Consider the following 22,187-nt stretch of genomic DNA (forward strand, 5'->3'; position numbering starts at 1 on the left):
AAAGCGGATCGTCGGTGAGTGTCTGAGTTCAGACAAGCAAAGAATAAAAATTGTTACAATAATTTAATGGGTGATACAGTGGTCATCCGGAATAGCATTATATGCTGAATAGCTTAACGAAGTTACCCTAAAGTAGTCCTTTTGAGAAGTAATGTCCTCATATTAGTAATATTATCCTTCATCCTATCAATTGATAGTAAGGCACAATTGCATTTACCAGATAACAATGGCAGGGTGTCTGATACAGGCTTTTACTATATACGCACGGGATGTAAGATGAAATTGCCTGTATTGGTAGTATTATATGCTGCTCCATCAGGAGATACACATGCTCAAGTGATAAGGCGTAAGCATTATGATACATTGCCAGCAGCAGTAAGTTACAAACCGATATTGACGATACATGGCAATGTTACTTACGATGGATATTACCAGTCAAATGTAGATACACCATTCCTGGAACGGGATATTTATCAACATACTTTACAAACTACGCTGGATATTACGATGAAGGAACAATATCCCCTTCATCTGTCGTTCAGCACCAGTAAAGGGAATTCCCAGTTGTTCCGTAATATTACAGGTATCAACTTTCAATATACTAACCGGGATTTTAAAAATATATTGCTAACCAAAGCAAGGAATTGGGATGCGGGTAAATTAAAACAAAAAATAGCCCTGGATCAATGGAAGAATAAATTAGATACAGATTGGAATGAGCTTAATAAATTGCAATCCTGGTTTACTGCGCCGGCGCAACTGCAGAAAATGGCAGAGATGAAGGAGAGAGAAGCATTAGTAGGTCTTCCAGAAGGCGCCTCCTTGTATAAAGATAGCTTGTTGACACTCTTCCGAAAGGAATATGAAGAGAAAAAGATATTGCTCGACTCTTTGCAGCAATTATATGTTAAGAATGAATATACATTCCATCAGAAAGAGAAATCTTATGGCGCCCGTAAGGGTTCTTTAATGGATGCTTTGCAACATAGCCGTAATGATCAGGAGCTTATAGATAAGCTGGAATACTTAAACCTGCCAGATTCCATTTTGCCAAAGGGGTATAAAACTATGTTGGCATTAAAGTCTTTAGGGTTGGGCCGGACTATGGTGGATTATTCTGAGCTCACGGCGAAAAACATTAGTATTATGGGAGTGCAGGCAGAAGTGAACCCTTCCTGGTATGTAGCTTTTGCTACGGGAGAGGTAGATTACCGTTTTCGGGATTTTGTTGTGAATGACAACCGTATCCGTCAATATATGAATATGATCCGTGTAGGTACAGGTATGAAAGAAGGGAACCACGTAATCCTTTCTTATTATATAGGTAAAAAACAGATCTACAATTTCAATACTGATTCGCCGGTTGGAGGTAATGTGGAGTCCCCGGACTATAATATAATGGGAGTATCTCTTGAAGGACGGTGGCAGTTGGGTAAGAACAATTATCTGTCAGGAGAAGTAGCTAAGTCTTCATTACCTTATTATGCCCGTAATATACAACATCAAGGATTAGGAAGTAGCATGCTTGGGTTTAGCGATCATAGTAACGAAGCTTATGCCATAAGTGGCTTTTCGTTTATACCATTAACTACTACACGGATTAATGGTATGTACAAAAGAATGGGGGCCAATTTTCAATCATTTAGCCTGTATGCCACTGGTGCAGCGCAAGATGCCTGGATGTTACAGGTAACACAACCTTTTTTTAAGCAACAAGTAACGCTTATAGGTAGTGTGAGACAAAATGTATACACTAGTGTTTTTGATAACGCCAATTACAGGAGTAATACTATTTTCAAAAGTATACAAGCCGCTTTCCGTCGCAGGAAATGGCCAGTACTCTCGTTGGGGTATTTTCCTTCTTCACAGCTCATGAAACTGAGTGAGGGTAAATATATGGAGAATCTTTATTACACGCTAGTGGCTACAGGAAGCTACTTCTACCAGTTTAGGGGTATTAATATGAATACTATTTTCTCCGCAACAAGATTTTATAACCACCAGTCTGATAGCAACTTTGTGTATTTCAATAGTACTAATTTATTGATGAACCAAACGCTTTTCCTGGACAAGCTCACACTCAATGGAGGGCTATCATCTGCTACCACTACCGATTATATAGTATATGGGGCAGATGCTAACCTGCAATATAAGCTATGTTCCTGGCTGGAAGCAGGAGGAGGAATAAAGTATAATTATCAAACTGAATTTGAAGTGCGTCAGCTTGGTTATGCGGTCAATACAAGGATTAGCATAGGGAAATTCGGAGGGATAACTGTATCCGGAGATAAAGGTTTTGTGCCTGGCGTAAATAAACAACTCGTACCCAATAAAACGGGACGATTAACCTATACCAAAGTATTTTAAGAACTGTATATGAAGAAATCCCTATTTCTGGTATTGTTACTGTGTTGCTTTCGTACGTTCGCACAGGTTAGTATGACAATACAATTACCGCCAGCAGGTGTGTTGCTGAAGGCGCAGTTGTGGAATATTGTATTGGTATCAGCTTCTAATGCTACTGTAAATGTACGGATCACCATGCGTTTAACAGATGCGCATACCAATCAGCCGGTGCTCACAGGGATTACCCGCACTATCGTAATGAATAAAGGAGCCCGGCAATTACAGGCATCTGATTTTATGCCGGTACAATACGAGTACCTTTCGCCGGTAATAGACCGGAGTGTGAATGGTTTTTTGTCAGCAGGTAATTACCTGGCCTGTTATAGCCTGATCGTAGAAGGGGATAAATCAGGTTATCAGCCGGGAGAAGATTGTATTCCTTTTACTATTGAGCCGGTAAGTCCGCCATTGCTGAATAGCCCGGCCAATCAGAGTGAGTTGCAAATTGCATCGCCACAGTTTACCTGGTTGCCGCCTGCACCTATAAATATGTTCAGTGACCTGAATTACGAAATGATCCTGGCAGAGGTTCATGGCAATCAATCTCCGGAAGAGGCAGTACAGCAAAATATACCAGTGCTAAGATCTCCTGCCCTGCGAAACATATTTATGAACTATCCATCCGGCGCTACTCCGTTGGATACCGCTACTACGTATGCCTGGACAGTAATAGCACGTAATGGTAATTTGTTTGCCGCTCAAACGGAAACATGGACGTTCCGGGTAAAAGGCATTACTAATACAGCTGCTAGCCTGGAGGGCGCTTATGTACAGTTAAGAAAAGAATTGGATGGCGCCGTGGTACGTTGTGGTGAGGAAATAAAGGTGGGCTATAATAATGAAACCGGAGATACTACTGCGCGCTATGAACTGTTGTTGCAGGATAATACAAATAAAATTGTTTTTACAGGCACCCTGGCATTAAAGCGGGGTAACAACTATCTGGATATACCCATGGGAAAGAAGAAAGGACTAAGAAGTGACAAAGTATATCTATTTCGGCTATTGAATGGAAGAAATGAATACTGGCAGATGAAGTTTATTTGCATCAAATAGAATTAACCCTGAAAAGAATAAAACAGATAACACCTTATACCTATAAAATAAAGTGAGATGATACTTGCGCTTGTTGCAAAAAGGAAGAAATTGACGGCGAGTATAATGCTTTCCCTGATCTATTTTGAAATGGTGATCCCTACTTATGCCGTTGGGAAGCCAGGAGGGTACCATTATAGCATGCCAGCTATAGTACCTGTTACAACTGTATTGCCTGTAAGTGCCGGAATAAAAAAACAAGGGATAAGTCCGTCAGTGGACTTCTCTGAAAGGGCGCTTAAAGCAGATCACCAGGAAGGAGGGCCTACCCAGCCAGAAACAGAAGCTTTTCATTCTGTAAACAGCGATAAGATGGTGAATCTTTTCAGCGGTGATTTTTCCTATAGCATTCCGTTAATAGATGTGGGAGGATATCCTATTGCCATTGGTTACAACAGCGGTATAACGATGGATCAGGAGGCCAGCTGGACAGGTTTAGGCTGGAACATTAATCCAGGTTCCATTACCCGGAATGTGAGAGGCTTACCGGACGATTTTAATGGTAAAGATTCGATAGAGAAAACCATGTATGTAAAGACGAATCGAACCATCGGTGTAGATGGTAGCTTCGGTGCGAAGATTTCAGGTACTCCTATTAATTTTACCGCCAATGTGGGATTGTTTTATAATAATTACCGCGGATGGGGAATGGAACAGGGGATTAATGCCACTATCCGTAGCGGGTCTCAATCAGATGGTCCTTTAACAGCTAGCCTGGGGATTTCACAGAGTAGCCAGGGTGGAACTACCATTAATCCCAGCCTGGGTTTTTCATTTTTCTCTAAGATAAAAAATGATGATGGCGGATTTGGCGGCAGTATCACTGTTGGCCAGCCTTTTAACAGCAGGGGTGGTATGAAAGCGCTGCAATTTTCAGCAGGAGTTCAAGGGTATCAGCATTTTGAAAAGCTTACTAAGAATTTAAGCGTAAACGGTTATGCCTCTCTGGGTATTTCCGGTGAGGTGAGTTTTGTTTCTCCCACTTATACGCCTACTATTAGTATGCCATATACCAGTGAGAGCTATACGGGTAAATTCAGTTTAGGGGGAGAGTTATTTAGCTTATACCCGAATTATGGTTTAAGCGGATATGTGACCTCACAATATATTGCGAATCCGGATACATTGCAGCGGTTGCCGGCTTATGGGTATCTCAACCTTTATAGTGGCGCTGTAAAAATGAATGCTTTACTGGACTATAACCGGGAAAAGGAAATTCCTGTACAGGCAGGTAATCGTAGCATTGCATTACCCTATTACACCTACGATGCTTTTTCTATTACCGGCGAGGGTACCGGTGGTATGTTCAGGGGATATAGAAATGATATAGGTTATGTATTTGATCATCCGATGCGGACCCGTGATAAATCCTTGAGCGGAAGTGTGGAGTTGGGAGCTGGGAATCTCTTTCATGCGGGCGCTGATTTTAATCAGACGCATTCTTATTCAGTAAACGGACCGTGGGTAGATGATAACCCATTAGCGAAGAATATCAATTTTACTACTATTGACAAGGATTATGAGCCGGTATACTTCCGTAACCCAGGTGAAATGGCAATTAATAACAGTCGTTTTTATGAAACAATAGGAGAAGATGATATAGTAGTGCCTGAAATTACAGGAAACCAGACTAAACATATCGCTACTACAGGGAATCTGCTCAGGTACCGTGGAGGTAAAATTACAGATAAGCTTCCATTAACGGCTACAAATACACGTAAAATAGACCGGGATAAACGTACACAATTAATTACCTATCTGACAGCGGCGGAAGCCGGTGAGGTTGGACTGTCTAAGTTTATAGAAAACTATAAGCTCAATCAATATACCCTGAACAGCTGCGAGGTAAGTATGCCCGATAACCTTGAGAATAAACAGGGATTTTGGGGTGATCTGTATAATAATCGTGGTTTTGCCCCGGAAAACCAGTTTGCAGGCGTTACTTTCAGTGATATTAACTTTGACTTTTTAAGGGACCTATGGGCAAGGTCAAATCCCGCAATATTTACCACCGGTCCTAAAGAAGTATCGCTTTATATCCGGTTTTTCTCCCGTCTTAAAGCGCCACTAACAGGTAAGTACACGATCAATACTATTAACAACGATAGATTCAGGCTGTATATTAATGATAGTTTGTTTATGGAGAAGTGGGATAAGGATTATGGTTATGAACATCATACCGGAACTGTAAACCTGGAGGCTGGGAAGATGTATAATATTAAGATAGAGTACTATAATGGATCCAAAGATGGGGTATTTAAAATGGATTGGCGATGTAATGGAATGCCTGTATCGATAGACAATTTCTATTTGCCGGAAACTATAGACACTTTATCCCAGGGGGCTTTTTCGCTGGAAAGAAGAGTGAATGATTTCCGTAAACCTCATCATATATCAGAAATAGACGTATTAAATCCGGATGGACAAAAATACGTATATGGATTACCGGTATATAACTTGTTACAGCGGGATGCCACTTTTTCTGTAAACCATGAGGATGGTAATACAGAGGAAGGTACTGCCAATTATACACCTGGCATCGATAACACTACACTAAATAGGAAAGGAAATGACAATTATTTGAGCAAAGAGAAAATGCCTGCTTATGCGCATACTTTCCTACTTACTGGTATTGTATCTCCTGATTATGTGGATCTTACCGGTAATGGTATATCAGATGATGACCCCGGCAACGCAGTGAAATTTAATTATTCAAAAACTGCCGGAAATGCTTATGCCTATAAGTGGAGAACGCCTTATAGTAATAAAGTGAGCTTTAATGAAGGTGTGAAAGCTAATTTTAAAGATGATAAGGGAAGTTATGTGTATGGAGAGAAAGAATTGTGGTACCTCAATTCTATTGTATCTAAAAATATGGTGGCCACCTTTAAAGTGAGCGACCGGGCAGATTTATTGCCGATCACAGAGGGCGGGGTGAAAATAAATGGTAGTGGCTTGCCTAAAAAACTGGATGAAATCAACTTATATACCAAGGCAGATTTTCTCAAATATGGCCAAAAAGCGGTGCCTATTAAAACGGTCCATTTCGATTACACCTATGAGTTATGTAGGGGCATTAATGCGCCAGTAAATGACAGCGGTAAGCTGACCCTGAAGCGGATCTGGTTTTCCTATAATGGTAATCTAAGTAAGAATCCGGACCGGGCAAGGCAGAATAGCTATGTGTTTTATTATAACAGCAAAAATCCTTCGTATAATGGAAAGTCGTTCGATCGTTGGGGAAACTATAAAGATCCGTTACAGAATCCTGGCTCTTCCCGCCAACATCTGATCACTAATCCAGAATATCCTTATTCTTTACAGGATAGTTCAGTGATGGCGGCTAATGCCGCTGCCTGGACATTGGATTCTATTAAGCTTCCTTCCGGCGGGCGTATGAAGATCAATTACGAGAGTGATGATTATGCTTATGTGCAAAACCGCCGTGCGGCACAGATGACGCCCATTGCAGGGCTTTCTAAAGACCGGCCATCCTCTTTAGGAGACCTTTCCAATAGCCTTTATTCCAGAGCGCCGGGTGCTATACATGATTACCTGTATGTATCTTTTAATGTGCCTAAGCCGGTAACTTCCAAACAAGAAGTATATAATACCTATCTCGAGGGACTGCATGATACCCTGTTTTTCCGGCTCAATGTGCAAATGCCCATAGAAACATCCCGGCCAGATAATGGATCAGAGTATATCCCCTGTTACGCTTTTCTGGACAGCAGTGATTATGGGTTTTACAATAATGGCAACACCATTTATGTAAAGGTGAAACCGGTGGAGCTAGACGGAGATGAAGGCTGGAAATTTAGCCCGTTGGCTAATGCGGCTATACAATACCTGAAAGTAAATCTGCCTTTCAAAGCTTATCCTGGTTCAGAAGTAGGGAATGATCTTACGGGCGAAGCGGCTATTAGGATGTTGAGCACATTGGTAACATCTATTCATGGCGAATTGCAGGGTTTTCCTGCTAATGCCAGGAAACGTGGTGCCGCAAGAGACCTCGACCTGAGCCGCTCTTTTGCACGTCTTAATGAGCCGTTTTATAAAAAATATGGCGGCGGTTTGCGGGTTAAAAGCATATTGATTTATGACAACTGGAATGCTATGACAGGCCAGAAGGAATCTTTATATGGCACCGTTTATAGTTATACCACCACTAAGGTGATAAATGGTAAACCCACGGAGATCAGCAGTGGAGTAGCTGCTTATGAGCCTATTCTGGGTGGCGAGGATAATCCCTGGCGCACTCCTTTGATATATAAAGAGCAGATTGGGAAACTGATCCCGGATGTAAGCAGTTATGTGGAAACCCCACTCGGTGAATCCCTGTTTCCTGCCGCCTCGGTGGGATATAGTAAAGTACGGAGCCGTTCTATCCATACAAAGAATACCAGGTCTGCCAATGGTTATGAAGAAACCTGTTTTTATACGGCCTACGACTTTCCCACTTTTGTAACTGCCTCCGAATTCGACGGCAATACCCGTATGAATTATACCCCCAGGTTAGGTAATATCTTAAAGGTAAATGCAGCGAATCACCTGGTAATGAGTCAGGGTTTTGTGGTGGAACTGAATGATATGAACGGTAAAATGAAGTCGCAGGCAGTGTATGCTGAAGGAGGAGCGGAGCCAATTTCTTCTACAACTAATTATTACCGGGTAGCAGACCAAAACAGTGAATTCAAGCATTTGGATAACCGGGTATTGTCCATAAACGCACAAGGAGTAATCAATAACAATGCTATCATTGGATTGGATGCTGAATTGATGATGGATATGAGAGAACAGGTATCCAAAACAGAGGGGATGAGTTATAGTGCAGGTACGGACGGATTTTTTGCGGGGCTATTATCTACAACAGGATTTGGCCTGGTGTTTCCGCAGAACGAAGAAAAGAAATTCCGTTCTTCTTCTGCCACCAAAGTGCTTTACCGCCATGGCATACTGGATAGTGTAGTGGTTACCAATAAAGGAAGTAAGGTTACTACACGGAATCTGCTATTCGACAGTGAAACGGGTAGTGTATTGCTGACTGCCACCCAAAATGAATTTGGAGACGCTATCTATCAGTTCACTTATCCTGCAGCCTGGGCATACGATGGTATGAGTGGGGCTTACAAAAATATCAATACCACTTTGGAACATATCAATATAAAGGCAGGCAAGCTGTTAAATAATTTGTCTCCCGCCACTGTGTCTGATTATTTCACCTCTGGCGATGAAATTATTATGTATAGCAGAATACAGGTAGATACAGCAGCTTGTGCTACAGAATTGGCCAGCTTCCCCGGAAGTTCAAAGATATGGGCGGTAGACGCGAATGCGCTCAATGGAGGGACGCCCAATATTTATTTCATGAATAAGGATGGTTCGCCGGTAACAGGTAATGATATTACGATGAAAGTGATACGTTCTGGCAGAAGAAATATCGGCGCTGCCATTGGTACGGTAACCATGATGAAAAATCCTTTAGAAAAAACGGTGAATGGTTATTCCCTGGTTATTGATAAACATAAGCATATTATTAACGCATCTATGGTAGAGTATAAGCAAAACTGGCATGTGGAGGATGCTAAAAAATCTATTACTAACTGCGTTTATCAGTGATGTTTTAATTTAAAATAAAAGTTATGAGTATCCGGAATATTGTATTTATACTATTGATGTTAACTGGGGTAGGTGTTGTTGCCCAGCAACCTGTAGCGAACGATGTAAGACTGAAAGGAGAATGGCAGATCAGGCGTGTGTCGATGGAAGTATATCATATGCAACAGGGCAATCTGTTACAAACAAAAGAGATCACTTCTGCTGATTCTATTGCTGCAATTAATGGAATGGTATTTCTGAACATGGTGTTTTCAGATGATGATTGTTTGATTAAACGGCGTTATAGCCGGGAAGGTTGGCACTATACGCAAATGGATGCCGGTTTACTGGAGTTAAAGCAAACGCCTTTAAACCCGGCTAAGCAGCAGGAAGAAGGGCCAGTATTAAGATGGTATTATTCATTTGACAAGAATGGTCAATTGTCTGCCGGCCCACTGGTGGCAGGGTATACAGACCTGGCTACAGGCACGCCGGTAAAAATAAAATATATCTGCCATTATACAAGGATCAATTAAGCCCGAAACAAATTGTTAAAGCGTATTACCCAATATAAAAGATGGGACAATTTATTAAATGGAATAAGATAGCTGGTGGGATGTTGTTGTTGCTATTGATGTTTATCGGTAATAGCAGCCGGAGTCAATGCAGTAACTGGAGTATTGCAGCAGTGATAGACAGTGCAACGTGTGCGGGCAATGGAAGAATCGCCGTATCCATTAAAGGACCGGATGCTGCTAGCCTGGATAGTGTCCACTATAGCCTGACGCCATTGTTTGCAGGTGGAAATATTATTTATCAAAGTACTACGCCTATATTGGAAAATCTGAAGGCGGGTCCTTACCGGATAACGATAGAAGCTTTGTGTAATCATCAGCCGGTTTCCCAGGTTGCAGATGTGACAGTGGCCGGGAACTATAAGGAGCTGACGGCTTCAATAACTATTGCCAGGGATGCTTTAAAAAGTTGTCATACCGGCAGGATCAGAACAGAAATGAAATTAGGGAAATTGCCTTATCGCATCACATTAACTGCATATCCTGGCACCTATCTGGGTAATAGATATTTTGTAACAAGTGATTCCAGCTTTGTTATTGACAGTCTTCCAACTGGTAATTATACTGTGTCTATCACAGATGCTTGTTCTACTACGCCGGCTATTACAACGGTTCAGGTGAAGGAGTTGAATACACAGTTGTCTTCCAGTGCCCGGTTGCAACTTATCAACCTGAATAGTTGTAACAGTTTTGCAGTTTATTGCAACCTTTTTACCAATGACTTTCCAGGATATAGAGGCGATGATTGCCCATTTGTGTACAGTGTTTCATTAGATGGAGGCCCAAGGTCTCCTGTAAAAAAAGTGGATCAATTATACCTGAGTTATGATACAATCATGCTTCCCCCTGGGAAAACGATAAATGATTATTATAATAAGAATATTACATTTTATGTAAGCGGTGGTTGCCAAAGTGAAGTAGCAAATGTTTATAAAATACAGAATCTCGGATTTTGGTATTCTGTTTTCAGAGATTGCACTGCCGGGTTTAAGATCAGTGCTACCTATTCGTTGGGATATATCTTTTGTAATCCAGTAACATTATCTCTGTTGAACAAAGAAACAGGGGAGTTGCTGACAGATGTAAATACTTATACTCCGGGTCCCATAGTTGATTCAAGATTATTTCCTTTTGGCCGTTATAGTTTAAAAGTAATTTCAGGAGATGGAGCCGTGCTATACAGTGACACTGCTTTTAATGTGATTGCTCCCGATACGCTGAATCCTTATTCTATCATTACTGCATTTACTACTTCTGCTCTTAGCGGTAAGAGCGGAGTAGGTGGGTTTACCGTCATTTCCAATAACGGGAACTTTTCTGCTGGCACTACTATAAAAATGATAAATCCTGTCTCGTCCAGAACTTGGTCCACCTCTGAGTATTCAAATACAGTATCTATTCAGAATATGAATGGTTTCGATTATATAGAGCCAGGGTATTATGTGTTTCGAATAACAGATCCCTGTTTAGGGAAGTCGTTCGATCTTCCTATTTTCCTCAGTGATGACGACGTTTTTTGGTATAACTGGAGCTACTCGTTGGAAAGGACTTGCTTGGGGATGAAAGTTACACCAGCAGGTACTGTAAGACAGGCAAATAACATTACAGGTGGACGGTATAAAGTAATGTCAGGTACCAGTACTTTTCCAGGTAACCAGTTTTCAGAGGGGGAGTCAATTGTATTACCTTTTGCAGGCACATACAAGATTACTATGGGAGGAAGGGGAGGAATCTCAGATTATGGAGAAAATTCCCAAATGATCACTTTTGAAGATAGCCCCCTCAAAGTAAGGAACGATAGCACCCTGGGATGGGTATGTCCGGGCGACCCCGACAATAATGGACATATTAAGATCCGGGCGGCAGATGGTAATAGCAGCAGCCAGCATTATCTGTATAAATTGGCAGCAGATGGAAAAGGGGAAACAGGCCCTTATCTGGATAGTAACTATACGGGCAATTTTAGCAGTACAGGCGCTTACCAATTAACCAGGAACATAAATTATCAGGTAAAGATCATTGATGATTGTAATGCCTCCATTGTACAAAGGATTACCATACTGGATTTTGCCAACTACCAGGTAGTAACTTCAGACAAACCTTTGTTTTGTGTAAATGACGATATTTATTTGAAGGCCTTCAATCTGCCTACTACCGCGAAAACATATTATTGGACAGGTCCCAATAATTTTACCAGCACTGCACAGAATATTGTCTTGCCCAAGGTAAAACCTGCCCAGGAAGGCCTGTACCGTGTAACCATTAGTTCCGATATGTGCGCCAGGCCCATAGAAGGCAGCGTGAACATCCGGTTGGCGCCTTATATTACCTATTGTTTTAGCGCGGTAACCGATACCAGCGTAAACCCTTATACCTATGGCATGCTGGGTAACTGGCATCCTTCCCGTACGTATACCTATTACGGCGCCCGTGCCCAATCCAGTACTGCAGAAGCCACCAATATCCGTTCAGATGGGGCCTTTAACGATTTCGCAGTTTTTTGGAAACAGCAAACCAAGGGATGGGCAAAGGATACCAATTACGATACTACTGCCTGGGTATGGAATGCAGAAAGCACCATATTTAATAAGAAAGGATTTGAGCTGGAGAATAAAGACCCGTTGGGCCGGTATAATGCAGGGTTGTATGGTTATGACAATGCCATTCCTGTAGCTATTGTGCAAAATAGTCGTTACCGGGAAGCTGCTTTCGACGGATTTGAAGATTATGGTTTTATCAGTGGTAAATGTGAGGATGGTGCATGCCCGGTTGACCGGCGTTTCGATTTCAGCAACTATATTTCCCAACTGGATAGTACGCAACATCATACCGGCCGTTATAGTTTACGGGTGAATGGGCATGATACTGTGCAGATGAAAGTGCCGGTAGTAGCTTCAGAGTTACCTATTGAAGCACCTTCCTTTAATGTGGGCGGCAGCACTTGTACCCCCTATGAGGTATTAAGGAATGTAAAGGTGAACAGTAGTATATTATTGCCTCCTTTTTCTCCGGTGGCAGGTAAAAAAATGTTGTTCAGCGTATGGGTAAAGGAAGAACAGGACTGTAAATGCACTACTTATACTAATAATAAGATCACTTTGTTTGTAGCAGGAGACACGCGTATTACCTCAGAAGTACAACCAACCGGTAGTATCATTGATGGCTGGCAACGTTATGAACAAGTAGTGGAGCTGCCTAAGGGGAGTACAGGGTTAAGTGTGGTGATGGTAGCCACAGGAAGCACCAAAGTGTATTTTGATGACCTACGCTTCCATCCTTATAACGCGAATATGAAATCCTTCGTGTACGACCCGCAGAACCTGCGAATGCTGGCAGAACTGGATGAAAATAATTATGCCACATTTTACGAATATGACGACGATGGTGCGCTGATCCGTGTGAAGAAAGAAACCGAACGTGGTATTAAAACGATTAAAGAAACCAGGAATGGTTTCATAAAAGAAGAAGGAAATGTACAATAGCCGCATACCCACGGTAGTTTGCTATATCCTGTTACTGCTGATGCTGGGCAACTTCCGGCTAATAGCCCAATCTTCGGATACCGCCAAATTGGTGGCCGAACTGAGGAAAATGCAGCTGGATGCTAAAAGCCGCCCGGTATCTTACGATATCCGTATTACTTATACGAGGTCTGGTACAGCGGATGATACTGCTGATACCTTGTATGGAAACATGAATATTTCCGGTGCCCGGATGCATTACTCCCTGAATGATGTGGAGACTATAGTAAACGAGCATTATACGATAGTGCTGTTTAAAAATAATAAAAGTATGTATCTGACCCAAACCGTATTGACCGGTGAAATTGGTTTTACAGGAGACCTATCTGTTCCGAAGATAGCGGCGGATATGCTGGATTGGTCGGTGAGCATACAAGGAAAACAAAAAATATTATTGGTCAGGTATCAACCAGGGGCACCATATAATCGCACTACGTTTGTTGCAGATGTGAGTAGCGGTTTCCTGATAGGTATCCGTATTATCATGAATGTTCCTCCGCAAAATGTTGATGAAAAGGAAAAGGATGCTATGCCAACTATAGAGATATATTCCCATTTCACCAATTATAAACCGTTACCAGCAGCTTATCGCGGTTTCGATGAAAGTATTTATTTTATCAGGGATGAAGGTACTTTCAAAACAACACCGGCTTACCGGGACTATCAAATTTTTAAAGCATCGCCGAACCTATAGAAATATATGAAACCTTATTGGCTGAAAGTACCCTATACCTTATTACTGTTGCTTGGTTGTATACTGTTGCCGGGATTGTCAGGCTGGGCCCAGCAAAAAAAAGGCATCCTGATCAAAAGGGTGCTGGATGGCGCCAAAGGGCAGCTGGCAAAAGACACTGCGGTAAATGTGCAGGACAGTATTTATTTTGATGCTGCCATCAAGAACAAACTGGATACCCCCTATCTGGTAAGGAACAGTGTTACGCTACGTATCAATGAACATTCCGGTTTATACTTGCCGGCTACTTTCAGCGCCACGGTGAATGTCCGCGTTTTCTATACAGCCCCTAACCTGAATACTTATACTACTGATCAAACGCTTACAGTAGACTATGATACTACGCAGCCTTATAAACTGCGTAGCAGTTTCGTATTTGCCAATGCCCACCAGGTAAAGGTGCAAATATTGAGTGTTACTACTAACGCGTCCCGGGATATTTTACCTGCATTACAGCTTGAAAATGAAATGGAAGTGCATCCTGTTTACAAGTTAAACAGTATAGCAGATGCGATCAGAAGTATCTCTTCCAATAATCCGGAAAATACTGATTCTACAGATGAAATAGTGGTGAGCTGGCCGGCAGTAATAGGTGCGGATGTATATGACCTGGAATGGGCCTATATTGATTCCAGCGCCTTGGATGTTAATCGTTATGGTATGCCAGTTAACCCGCAGTTGGTTTTTGAAAATAATACTACCCGGGTAACGATTACTGGTAATAGTTATACCATTCCGCTATTATATGATAAAGTAGGGGTGTTGTTTTACCGGGTAAGGGCTGTGCAGGAGAAGGATAATGATGTAAGGATAACAACGGCTTGGAGTGCTGATTTCCCTGGAGGAATGGGGCATTATACTTTTAATGGGCACCAGCGCCATTTAAACTGGCAGTCGAGTATTTCCTTTGCTGAAGATGGCAAACGTAAAGTAGTGGTGCAGTATTACGACGGAAGTTTGCGTAACAGGCAAACTGTCACAAAAGATAATACTACCAATCAAACCGTTGTTGCTTCTTCCCTGTACGATTACCAGGGCCGTCCTGTTATACAGGTGTTGCCCGCGCCTACGTTAAGCAACGTACTGAAATATACCCGCAACCTCAATGCTGCGATCAATGGAGGGGAATATGATAAGCACAAGTATGATCATCTGGATCAGCCTTCCGATCTACTTACTGCCGGCGCGGCTCCTATGGACATTACCTCTGGCGCCAGCCAATATTATTCTGTTGCCAATCCAGAAAAAAATACCGGCGTAAATCAATATATCCCTGATGCTAAAGGTTATGCTTTTGTAGAAACTGTTTATACGCCGGATAATACAGGACGTGTGAGTAAACAAGGAGGAGTAGGACCTGTTGCTAAAATTGGGAGTAACCACGAAGTAAAATACTATTATGGTGATGCCGAGCAGGAGAACCTGGATGCATTGTTTGGAACGGAAGTAGGGCAAAGCAGCCATTATTCCAAAAATATTGTGGAAGATGCCAATGGTCAGCTATCCGTGAGCTATGTAGATATGCATGGCCGTACGATTGCTACTGCGCTGGCCGGAGAGGTAGCTAATAAAAGTTTGGCAGATGTACCGGACAAAGAAATAATAACGGTAACAGATTCATTGTCCGGCCTGGATAATACTACTATCCGGGACCAGGCGCTGGTAACCCATCATGCAACAACTGCATTGATGGATGGTACCTATACTTTCCGGTACGAACTGGACCCTCCGGTGTTGAAGAAGATAGGTTGTAATAAGGATACCACAGCCTACATTAGTTTGTATGACCTTCAGGTGCATATTACAGATGATGTTTGGAACCAGCACCTGGGGGGCGCTCCATTTGATACAGTGCTGCACAATTACACGCCGGATCTGCAGGTGACCAACAACGGTAAGTTATCATTGTCGTTTTCTCTTTACCTGGTAAAAGGTACTTATGAGATTACTAAAACCTTGTCTGTAAGCCATGTAGCGCTGAACTATTACCGCGACAGCATCTACCTGAAGAATAATATTTGCACTACGCTGGAAGCTATTATGGAAGAGCAGCTTGCGATACAGCATAAGCAGCTTTGTGAACCTGTTTGTAGTGATTGTGAAGACGCTTTACATACAACGGGGGATGATATCCGTAATATGATGTTACTGGATATGAGCCCTCCATCGGGGCAATATGCTTTATTGGATGACAGTGTAACAACGGATTATTCTATCTTTTATAACAAAGGGTCTGCTATCCCTACGTACAAACGTAATGATATCAAGTACCTGGACGCTAATGGTAATCCAGCAACGGTATTAGATGTAGAAACGAATACCTACGTTATACCCCAGCAGTTAACCGCCGCACAATTTGCAGCATCGTTCCAACCTTCCTGGGCGGTGGCATTATTGCCGCTTCATCCAGAATACTGTAAGCTGGGTTTTTTACAGCAGCTTAAGAATGCTGAGCTGTGGGAGAAAGATTTTTCTGCTACAGACACCTACTATGGCGCTAAACAGAAGGGTTATCTGTTGCCTACCGGCGGTAATAACCCAGATCCTCTTGTTTCACAGAGAAGAACAGTGCTGGAGAGTGCAATGAAGAAATATAAGTCACCTTCTGGCCGTCAGATGAGCTTGTGGTCTGCAGCGGTGGCCTTTGTGAAATGTGATCAGGGAGCTGCCTGTCTTGATAGTTACAGTTCCCTTACTACTGATGAAGCAGAGCGTACGATGTGCGGTGCAGATCTGGATATGGCCTGGCGTAATTTCCAGTCGCTTTACCTGAACATTCACCAGACAGAGGTGACTAATTATATTAACAGTAACTGTACCGCTGCCCGTGCGTCTGCAGGGACTATCCTGACAGCGGGCAAGCAACCTCAGTTTAATACGCCAGACCAGTTACTGCAACAATCTGGGGCTGTTAAAGTAATCAATGGTATAGTGAATGCTTCCGATAAAGGAAAAGCGGCCCAGGATGCGATTAACCAGGTTTATTACAATAATATTGACAGTTTAGCCAACACCTGGTTGAGGCAATTGGCGCCTTGTAAATATGACGCTGCGGCCTTGTCGGAGATTAAAACGAAGTTGCTGGCTTTGTGCAAAGCCAGTGCGGATGCAGATCATCCATATGGTGCCAGCACATTAAAGCCAGGTGTTATAGGGGCATATAAGAGTTTTCAGGAAATCCTGACGGCGTATAATAACCGCCGTGGGATCACAGATCCGTTGGTGTGCAACAATGAGTTGATCACTTTCCCCCCAGCGTATAATAACCAACCCGTTTACAGTGATAACTTCAGTTACAAAAAACCTAAAGATTGTGAGTGTAATAACCTGAGTGCTTTAAATGAAGAATACAAACAGAATAAAAAGCCGGAGGATATAAATCTATCAGCTTATCTGCAGCGTAAACGTGGCGTTAAAATAGTACAATCGGATCTGGATGACTTACTGGCTGCGTGCAGTGGCAATGGAGCAACAGGTTGTGATTATTTACCGAAGCCTGTGAAGATACCAGCTTTGATCCAGTGTAATGTAGCGCCTCCTTGTGTGAACTGTGACGTTACAGATAGTCTTTATAACGCATTTGTGGCTATTTATCCTGGAGTGGTGCCTGCTTATGATGAGACAGATCCGATACAACAGCAGGGAAATAGGCTGTTTGAGGCGTTTATGAACAACCGCTTAGGTTTCAATGAAAAGACGGCGGCTTACCTTGATTTTCTGGATAGCTGCCATCATTCTGCCCGTAACGGTAACCGTGTATGCATCAAGGTGAGCGGCACCCAGCATATGGTGAATACCTATTCCAATGGTGGCAATGATATGATTGCGGATGTAAGGGCCACGGCGAATGGCTATATTATGGCCGGGTCTACAACAGGCGGTAATGCCGGTAAGAAAGATGCCTATATTATCAAGACAGACGCGCGTGGGTTGTTGCAATGGTCTAAAACTTACGGAGGTGAAGAAGATGAAGAGTTCCGACGATTGATTCCCACTACAGATGGCGGTTATATTGCTATTGGTACTACCCGCTCTTTTTGCTTCCCGCAAGGAGCGATGCTGGTGGTTAAAGTAGATGCCACCGGTACAGTTGAGTGGAATAAAACCGTTGATTTTGGCGACAGTTATGGAGCTAAAGGGAGTGATATTGTGCAAACACAAGGCGGCAACTATGCCATCGCTGGTTTGCGCACGACTAATGGTATCAATACCGAATGGATTACCGGAGTATTAAGTTCCAACGGCGACCTGGTATGGCTCAAACAAACAGGTTCCGTGGATGGGAAAGATATGATCAGTTTGGTGGTGAGTAACGATACCCTGGTAGCAGCTACTACTATGGCGGGTCCATCTCAGACAAGCGCACCGGTATTGTTTAAACAGGATCTGAAAACAGGGGCAGAGTTATTTATGTTGCAATATCAACCGGGCAACATGGGTAATTGTGTGGTGAATAATTTATTTAAAACAGGAACGGGTTACAAATTGGTAGTGGGTGGCAGCTCCACAGTTGCAGGTGAATTAATTGATATTGACAATAGTGGATATGTATCCATAGGTAAGCAACTGCTGGGCATACCCTCGGCCTCTCCACAAAGTTGGTCGGGTTCCATTACATCAGACGGCGGCGTTATTACTTCCAGCGCTAACCAGGATGTTTGGTGGAGTAAATGGGGGGCAGATAACACCCTTGAATGGACTAACCACGTACAATTGCCAGGTGATGATAAGTTATACAAAGTAGTACAAAGTGCTGATGGCTCTTTTGCCGGCGGGGGTATTTACAACGGACAGGCGATGTTAATGCTGGCCAGCAAGGAAGGTAGAAGTGGATGCGATGATAAAATGGAAAACCTGTCAGGCAGGGCCGATTATCCCAGCCTGATACAAATGGCGGCCCAGGCAGTGCTGTATCTGTCGGGTAATAATATCAATACAGTAGCGATTAATGAAAAAAGCTGTAACCCGGTGTTAACTACGGTGAATTGTCCGGGTATTGACAGTTGTTTCTTTGTTTATGATGGGCTATTATGTGGTAATGCGTCAGCTGTATATACCGCCGATCCACTGATACCGGTAACCGGATGTGCTGACAGTCTTGCTATTGCAGATAATAAAGCCCGTGAGATATACAATGCGCTCCGTGATGCTGTTATCAACGACTTTGAGCGGAGCTATATCAGTAAATCCCTGGAGGCTGCCTCTCAGGAACGTTTTTCAGTTACCTATAATACGGGGGAATATCATTATACCCTGTACTATTATGACCAGGCTGGCAACCTCGTTAAAACTGTGCCTCCGGCCGGGGTGGTGAAGAATCGCTCCCGTGATTGGCTGGACCGTGTGAGGGCTGCCCGTCGTCAGGGTATAGCGCTCACGCCTGAGCATAGGCTCACTACCGAGTACAGGTATAATACTATCAATGGGGTAGTGGCGCAAAGATCTCCTGATGCGGGCGTTTCGTATTTCTGGTACGATCGTTTAGGCAGGTTAGTTGTTTCACAGAATGCGAAACAAAGGGGTAGCAGCGCTTATAGTTACACGCTCTATGATGAACTTGGCCGTATTACGGAGGTAGGTGAGCTTAGCAGCAGCATGCCTATGACAGACGCTGTGAGCCGCAATGCAGTGGCACTTTCTTCCTGGATGTTGGCAGCAGGCTCCAGTCGTGAACAGATTACCCGTACGGTGTATGATCAGCCCTATGGTTTTATTGAAGGCATGGATTGGAAGGCCAGCAACCTGCGTAACCGTGTATCCTGGAGTGCAGTATATAATCACATTGCCGATACACTTCCAGGTAAGCAGGCGTCAGCTACTTATTACAGCTATGATATTCACGGCAATGTAAAAACGTTGTTACAGGATTACAACCCTGCTACGGCGATCAATGTGGGTAACCGTTTCAAGAAGATCGGCTATACCTATGATCTTGTTAGTGGTAAAGTGAACACGGTAAGCTATCAGCCAGGTAAGGTAGATGCTTTCTATCACCGTTACAGCTATGATGCAGAGAATAAGCTAACGAATGTAGAAACGAGTCAGGACAGCCTCTACTGGGAAAATGAAGCTTATTACCAATATTACAAACATGGCCCACTTGCCCGAACTATTATAGGTCAAGCGCAGGTACAGGGTATAGATTACGCTTATACGCTGCAGGGATGGTTGAAGGGCGTAAACAGCAGTTCCCTTACAGTGAGTAGCGATATGGGGCATGATGGCGGGGCTAATAGTATTACAGCCCGTGACGTATATGGCTACAGCTTGCATTACTTTGGAGATGACGACTATAGCGCTGTTACTTCCCTGCGTCCATTTGCAGGAGCAGGCAGCACCTTAAAGCCGTTATATAACGGGAACATCGGGGCTATGACGGTGAATCTACCTAAAGCAGGAGAGCCGCTGCTATACGCATATAAATACGATGTACTGAACCGGTTAATAGGTATGAATGCCCACCGTGGGTTAGATCAAACTACGAACACCTGGACGCCTATATCCGTTGATGACTTTAAAGAGGACATCACTTATGATCCCAATGGAAATATATTAACGTATAACCGGCATGGTAATAATACGTGGGCTCATAAGTCCCAACTGATGGATCAGCTGACTTACCACTACCAGGCAGGGACCAATAAATTGTCCTGGATACATGATGAGGTGGGAGCCGGTGAATATGACAATGACATAGATCCACAGACATCCGGCAACTATCAGTACGATTCCATAGGTAATCTGATTGCGGACAGGGATGGTCATTTGGATAGCATAGTATGGAATGTATATGGTAAAATCAGCCGGATTAAAAAGACTGATGGTAGCCAGATTAGTTATAGTTACGATGTAAGCGGTAACAGAATCAGCAAACTGGTTGGAAATACGGAAACCCGCTATGTGCGTGATGCAACAGGTAATGTGATGAGTGTATACGTAAGCGGCGATCCGGCTATCAGCAACGGTTTGTTAAGCCAAACAGAAACAGGTCTTTATGGCAGCACCCGATTAGGCCTGAATACCCGTATTACCCCTGTACAAAATGATGAGTATCCGGAAATTTTTAGATTGGAAGGAATAGGAGCAGGAAGATTTATTAACTTTATGCGTGGGTATAAGCTCTTTGAACTAAATAATCATCTGGGGAATGTATTAGCTACTGTATCCGACGAAAAGCTGGGTATTTCCCTTGATGGCAATAGCATAGATCACTATGAGGCCAGGGTGGTATCAGCGCAGGATTATGCACCATTCGGGATGGGGTTGATTGGCAGAGGTTTTAATGGAGGTGGGTATAGATATGGGTTTAACGGGCAAGAGAAATCAGATGAGATTAAGGGGGAAGGGAATAGTTATACAGCACAGTTCTGGGAGTATGATCCGAAGATAGGAAGGAGATGGAATTTAGATCCGAAACCAACTACTGGGATAAGTGAATATTCTGCATTTAATAATAGCCCCATTTCTTTAGCAGATCCTTTTGGTGATACATCGAGTTTAGGAACAAGAGTTGTAGGAGGGCTAAAGGGCGTAGGTGGGTTACTTGAAATGGGAGTTGGTGCTGTTGGTGGGGTAGCTACTTCATGGACAGGAGTAGGGGGTCTTCTGGGAGTAGCGGCTGTTGTTCATGGTGCGGATGGAGCATCACACGGCTTAAGCCAAATGATTACCGGAGAAGAAACGAAAAGTTACACCGAGAGTTTAATTAGTAATAGTCTGTTGGCTGCTGGTGTTTCACAAGGTACAGCTGATCGCTCGGCTGGGCTTATTGATTTTACCTTGAGTGCTGCATTTTCAGCAGGAGCAGGTGCGGGTGGGAAGGCACCAGGAGGATTTTCGATGCTTCTTAAGGGTGGGGCAGAAGGAGGAAGTCTTTCAAAAGAAGCAGGTACAGGTGGGCAAGGGATGCTTAAAATGGCAGCAAAATCAGGAGGAGGTAGCAAGATCCCTTTACCGTTAAATCCAGCAGAAGCGAAGCAAATTTTAAATGGTTGCGAGGCTGTAGCCGCAAAAGTTCATAAAGTTATTGGTGGAGAGTTTTTACAGGTACTTCCTAGGATTGGGAATCAGTTAGGTGCCGTGACTTATGCTAAGGGAGCAGCTCCCTTTTGGGCCCACCATGTTGCTGTAATAAAAGAAGGGATGGTTTATGATATGATGACGGGTTCAAGGGGAATGCCATTAAATGATTATAAAGCCATGTTTGAATATGCTGATGATTTATTATTCGAGATCGTACCTAAAATAACAGTTAAATAG

Annotated in this window: 7 protein-coding genes; all 7 read left to right on the forward strand. The window is 43.1% G+C overall.

What is annotated here, in order from left to right:
• The first annotated feature begins 141 nt into the window (after positions 1–141).
• The 7 genes from ACDQ55_RS11950 to ACDQ55_RS11980 are packed head-to-tail and all read left to right on the forward strand — an operon-like array spanning position 142 to position 22,187.
• On the forward strand, positions 142–2,367 hold the full coding sequence (locus tag ACDQ55_RS11950; protein WP_420981622.1) for a hypothetical protein: 2,226 nt from the start codon (positions 142–144) through the stop codon (positions 2,365–2,367).
• A 9-nt stretch (positions 2,368–2,376) separates the two neighbouring features.
• On the forward strand, positions 2,377–3,462 hold the full coding sequence (locus tag ACDQ55_RS11955) for a hypothetical protein (protein ID WP_420981623.1): 1,086 nt from the start codon (positions 2,377–2,379) through the stop codon (positions 3,460–3,462).
• Between the two features lie 57 nt (positions 3,463–3,519).
• A complete protein-coding gene (locus ACDQ55_RS11960; RefSeq protein WP_420981624.1) occupies positions 3,520–9,120 on the forward strand; it encodes a PA14 domain-containing protein in 5,601 nt (1,866 codons plus the stop codon).
• Between the two features lie 23 nt (positions 9,121–9,143).
• Positions 9,144–9,635 (forward strand): hypothetical protein, encoded by a 492-nt coding sequence (locus ACDQ55_RS11965; protein ID WP_420981625.1) that lies wholly within the window; start codon positions 9,144–9,146, stop codon positions 9,633–9,635.
• Between the two features lie 41 nt (positions 9,636–9,676).
• Positions 9,677–13,156, forward strand: a complete 3,480-nt coding sequence (locus ACDQ55_RS11970; protein ID WP_420981626.1) for a hypothetical protein — start codon at positions 9,677–9,679, stop codon at positions 13,154–13,156.
• A complete protein-coding gene (locus ACDQ55_RS11975; RefSeq protein WP_420981627.1) occupies positions 13,146–13,889 on the forward strand; it encodes a hypothetical protein in 744 nt (247 codons plus the stop codon). Before ACDQ55_RS11970 ends, ACDQ55_RS11975 begins: the two co-directional genes overlap by 11 nt.
• A 6-nt stretch (positions 13,890–13,895) precedes the next feature.
• Complete coding sequence (locus ACDQ55_RS11980; protein WP_420981628.1) at positions 13,896–22,187, forward strand: hypothetical protein; 8,292 nt, start codon at positions 13,896–13,898, stop codon at positions 22,185–22,187.

The sequence above is a fragment of the Chitinophaga sp. 30R24 genome (genome assembly GCF_049056765.1).
Classification (GTDB): Bacteria; Bacteroidota; Bacteroidia; order Chitinophagales; family Chitinophagaceae; genus Chitinophaga.